This is a genomic window from Polaromonas sp. P1_E3 (genome assembly GCF_056405935.1).
Genome location: NZ_JBFUBD010000229.1, coordinates 1 through 4,424 on the forward strand (window position 1 = coordinate 1; position 4,424 = coordinate 4,424).

At 63.2% G+C, this 4,424-nt stretch carries 4 protein-coding genes; 2 read left to right on the forward strand and 2 right to left on the reverse strand.

All coding sequences use genetic code 11. From position 1 onward, the window contains the following. Positions 1 to 2,415, reverse strand: a 2,415-nt coding sequence (locus AC1D0Z_RS16530; protein ID WP_477659307.1) for a transcription-repair coupling factor, incomplete at its 3' end; no start/stop codon positions are given. 137 nt (positions 2,416 to 2,552) lie between these two features. Between AC1D0Z_RS16530 and ispD the strand changes: the two genes are divergently transcribed. Both ispD and ispF read left to right on the forward strand, forming a co-directional pair. Then, the gene (ispD, locus tag AC1D0Z_RS16535; RefSeq protein ID WP_477659308.1) at positions 2,553 to 3,287 is read left to right on the forward strand and encodes a 2-C-methyl-D-erythritol 4-phosphate cytidylyltransferase; all 735 of its coding nucleotides are present in this window, start codon (positions 2,553 to 2,555) and stop codon (positions 3,285 to 3,287) included. Positions 3,288 to 3,348: 61 nt separating this feature from the next. Further along, positions 3,349 to 3,831, forward strand: coding sequence for a 2-C-methyl-D-erythritol 2,4-cyclodiphosphate synthase (ispF, locus tag AC1D0Z_RS16540; protein WP_477659309.1), 483 nt, complete (start codon positions 3,349 to 3,351; stop codon positions 3,829 to 3,831). A 104-nt stretch (positions 3,832 to 3,935) separates the two neighbouring features. On the opposite strand, the gene AC1D0Z_RS16545 is transcribed toward ispF, so the two are convergent. Then, a partial coding sequence (locus AC1D0Z_RS16545; protein WP_477659310.1) for a sensor histidine kinase occupies positions 3,936 to 4,424 on the reverse strand: 489 nt, incomplete at its 5' end.

Here is a 4,424-nt window from a genome sequence, read left to right on the forward strand (position 1 = left end):
GTTTTCGCTGCGCACAAAAGTCTTGATGGCAAGGCGTCGCTGCGGCGCGGTGGCGATCACACTGAGGTCCCGCAGGCCCTCCAGCGCCATGCCCAGCGTGCGCGGTATCGGCGTGGCCGTCAGCGTCAGAACGTCGACCTCGGCGCGCATGGCCTTCATGGCCTCTTTGTGGCGTACCCCAAAGCGGTGCTCTTCGTCGATGATGAGCAGGCCCAGGCGCTCGAACTTCACGTCCTGGCTGAGCAGTTTGTGCGTGCCGACCACGATGTCGACCGTGCCGTCGGCCAGGCCCTTGATGGCGGCCGTGATTTCCTTGCCCGAGCGGAAGCGGCTCATCTCGGCGATCTTGACCGGCCACTTGGCAAAACGGTCTACCAGCGTCTGGTAGTGCTGCTCGGCCAGCAGGGTGGTGGGTGCCAGCAAGGCGACTTGTTTGCCGCCCGTAACGGCGATAAAGGCCGCGCGCAAGGCGACTTCCGTTTTGCCGAAGCCCACGTCGCCGCAGACCAGGCGGTCCATCGGGCGCGGGCTGATCATGTCCTGGATCACCGCGTGGATGGCGGCGCGCTGGTCGGCGGTTTCTTCAAAGCCGAAGTCGTTGGCAAAGGTCTCGTAATCGCCGGGCGAGTAGCGGAAGGCATGGCCCTCGCGTGCGGCGCGGCGCGCGTAGATGTTGAGCAGTTCGGCGGCGGAGTCGCGAATCTGCTCGGCGGCCTTGCGTTTGGCTTTTTCCCACTGGCCGCTGCCCAGCCGGTGCAGCGGGGCTTCTTCGGCGCTGACGCCGGTGTAGCGGCTGATCAGGTGCAGCTGGCTGACGGGCACGTAGAGCGTGGCGCTGTCGGCGTATTCAAGATGCAAAAACTCCTGCAGCAGCGGCGTGCCGTCGGCATTCGTGCCCTGGCCCAGGTCCATATTGATGAGGCCCCGGTAACGGCCGATGCCGTGGGCGCTGTGCACCACCGGGTCACCCACGTTGAGCTCCGACAAGTCCTTGATCAGCGCTTCGACGTCGCTGACCTGTTCCTGTTTTTTGTTGCGGCGGCGCACCGTGGCGCCGGCGGCGAACAGCTCGGTTTCGGTGATGAAGTCGATGCCTTCTTCGAGCCAGCTGAAGCCGGTGTTCAGCGCCGCGGTGGCGATGCCCAGCTTTTCGTCGCTGGCCTGGAAGTCTTCAAGCGAATCAAAGGCCGGTGGGCTGACGCTGCTGGCGCGCAGGAAGTCCAGCAGGCTTTCGCGCCGGCCGTCGCTTTCGGCCAGCACCAGCACGCGATGGGCTGTATTGCGGACGTGGCCCTTGAACCTGGCAAGCGGGTCTTCGGCGCCGCGCACTACGGCCATTTCGCCCAGCTTCTGGAACTGTGCGTTGTCGGCCACGTCTTCCACCGTTGCGCGTATCGCGAGCTGCGCGTAATCGTTGGCGCGTGCGTAAAACTGCTCGGTGCCGAGGAACAGCGATTCGGGTGGTAGCGCCGGGCGGTCGGGCGCGTCACGCACCAGGCGGTAGCGGTCTTTGGTGTCCTGCCAGAAGCGCTGGAAGGCCGGCTCCAAATCGCCGTGCAGTACGACGGTAGCGTTGCTGCCCAGGTAGTCGAACACCGTGGCCGTTTCTTCAAAGAAGAGCGGCAGGTAGTACTCGATCCCGGCGGTGGCCACGCCGTTGCCCATGTCTTTGTAGATGCGGCTCTTGGTCGGATCGCCGTCCAGCAGTTCGCGCCATCGGCTGCGGAACCTGGCGCGTGCCTCGTCGTCCATCGGGAACTCACGGCCGGGCAGCAGGCGCACCTCGGGCACGGGGTAGAGGCTACGCTGGCTGTCGGGGTCAAAGGTGCGGATGCTGTCAATCTCGTCGTCAAACAGGTCAACGCGGTAGGGCACCGGGCTGCCCATGGGAAAGAGGTCGATCAAGCCGCCGCGCACGGCGTATTCGCCGGGGCTGACGACCTGCGTGACGTGGCTGTAGCCCGCCAGCGTGAGCTGGGCTTTGAGTCTGGTTTCGTCGAGCTTTTGCTTGACCTTGAACTGAAAGGTGTAGCCGGCCAGGAAGCTGGGCGGCGCGAGGCGGTACAGCGCCGTGGTGGCCGGCACGATGACGACGTCGGCGCCGGTTTCCTTGTCGCGCTGCTGGATTCGCCACAGCGTGGCCAGGCGCTCGCTGATCAAATCCTGGTGTGGCGAGAAGGTGTCGTAAGGCAGGGTTTCCCAGTCGGGGAACAGCGCGCAGCGCAGGTCAGGCGCAAAAAAAGCAATCTCGTCCATCAGGCGCTGGGCCGTGGTGGCGTCCGACGTGATGATGGCGGTGAGCTTGCCGGCGGCTTTTTCGCGGGTGCCCAGGCGGGCCAGCAGCAGGGCGTCGGCGGAACCGGCGGGCTGGGGCAGGGTGTAGCGTTTGCCGGTGACGAGTGAGGGTAGCTGCATGGGTCGGAACGGTGGTGGCGGGTTCAGGCCTGGGTTTGATCGTGGATACAAAGCGTCCGGCAAAAGCCAGGCACCCCAAACCGTCTGGAGTGGGGTGCCTGCGTTTAAACCCTGATTTTAGAATCTATGATGAAGTTATGACGACAAGCCGTGCCAATACCCGTTCCGACGCCCGTTTTTTTGTACTGATCCCCTGCGCCGGGCAAGGCAGCCGGGCCGGCACCGCCAAGGCCAAGCAATACCAGCTGATTGATGGCCGTGCCATGGTGGAGCACACAGTGGAAGCCTTCAGGGGGATGGCAGACACCTTGGCTGCGCTCTGGGTGGTGATTTCGCCGTCTGATGATGATTTTCGGAGTGTTTTTCCCGATTTCGATCGAGCCAATGAAGTTTTGCTGAGGGAGGGCGGCACCACGCGGGCAGCGACAGTGCTCAATGGCCTGAAGGCCATGCTGGCGCAGCAGCCCGGCGGCGCTGATGCGACCGACTGGGTGCTGGTGCACGATGCCGCGCGCTGCCTGGTCACGCCCGGGCAGATCAAGACCCTGATTAACGAATGCCGCAATGACGCGGTGGGCGGCCTGCTGGCGCAAAAACTGCCCGACACTCTCAAGACCGAACGGGACGGCCGTGTGGCCTCCACCGTGGACCGCAGTGACAAATGGCTGGCGCAGACGCCGCAGATGTTCCGCATCGGCGCGCTGATCGAGGCACTGGAAAGTGCGGGTGATGCTGTCACGGATGAATCCAGCGCGATGGAGGCGGCAGGGCTTTCTCCCCGGCTGGTCAGTGCAAGTGCGCAGAACTTCAAAGTGACCTATCCGGAGGATTTCGCGCTGGCGGAAGCTATCCTCGAGCGGCGCAGAAAATAGCCCGCGGCTGCCCACCCATTCATTCAACTCCATTCACCCAGTTCCATTCAAAGGCCCGACGATGACCACCCTGAATTTTCGAATCGGTGAAGGCTGGGACACGCATGCTTTGGTGCCGGGACGCAAGCTGATCATCGGCGGAGTGGAAATTCCCCACACCGTGGGCCTGCTTGGGCATTCGGATGCCGACGTGTTGCTGCATGCGATTACCGATGCGCTGTTAGGTGCCGCCGGGCTGGGCGATATCGGCTCGCATTTTCCGGATACCGACGCCCGCTTCAAGGGCGCTGATTCGACGGTCCTGCTGGCGGAAGTTGGGCGCCTTTTGATGGAGCGCGGCTACCGCATTGGAAACATCGACAGCACGGTGATTGCACAGGCGCCCAGGCTTGCACCTTATATTGCAGCGATGCGCGCGCGCATTGCACAGGTGCTGGCGCTGGATGTGCACCAGGTAAACGTCATGGCCAAAACGGCCGAGAAACTGGGTCCGGTAGGGCAGGGCCTGAGCATGGAAGCCCGGGCCGTTGTTCTGCTTGTTTAATGCTTTTCATGCTATTTTTTTAATAGCTGCTTGCGCACGTCCTGATTGGCTTTAGAGCATATTTCATCGTCAGCGACTGCGCGCTGAACAGCCGGGCCGGTGCATCAACTTCTGCGCAGCTTGATATGCGCCGCGAGCCCACCCGAGCCGGTATTGGCCAGGCCAAACACGCCACCCATGCGGTGAATGGTTTTTTCAACAATCGCCAGGCCCAGGCCTGCGCCGGTGGCTGCCGTACGTGCGGCGTCTCCGCGGAAAAACGGCCGGGTAAGCTTGGACAAGGTCTCGGGCGCCACACCCATGCCGTGATCGCGCACCTTGATCAGCACCCACTGGTCGCGGCCCTTGGCGGCAATGTCGACCAGGGCAATGCCGGTTTCGGGTGTCTTGCCATAGCGCCTGGCATTCTCCAGCAGATTTGAAATCACGCGCGACAGCTCGACTTCGTCCGCCAGCACGGCCATGTCGTCGGGGATGGTGACGGTCACCCGCATGTCTTCATAGTCGGCGATGGCGTACACGGCGGCGTCGACCACCGCATTGAGCGACACCCGTTCCAGCCGGGGTGGTTCAGGCCTGGCATAGTCCAGGAA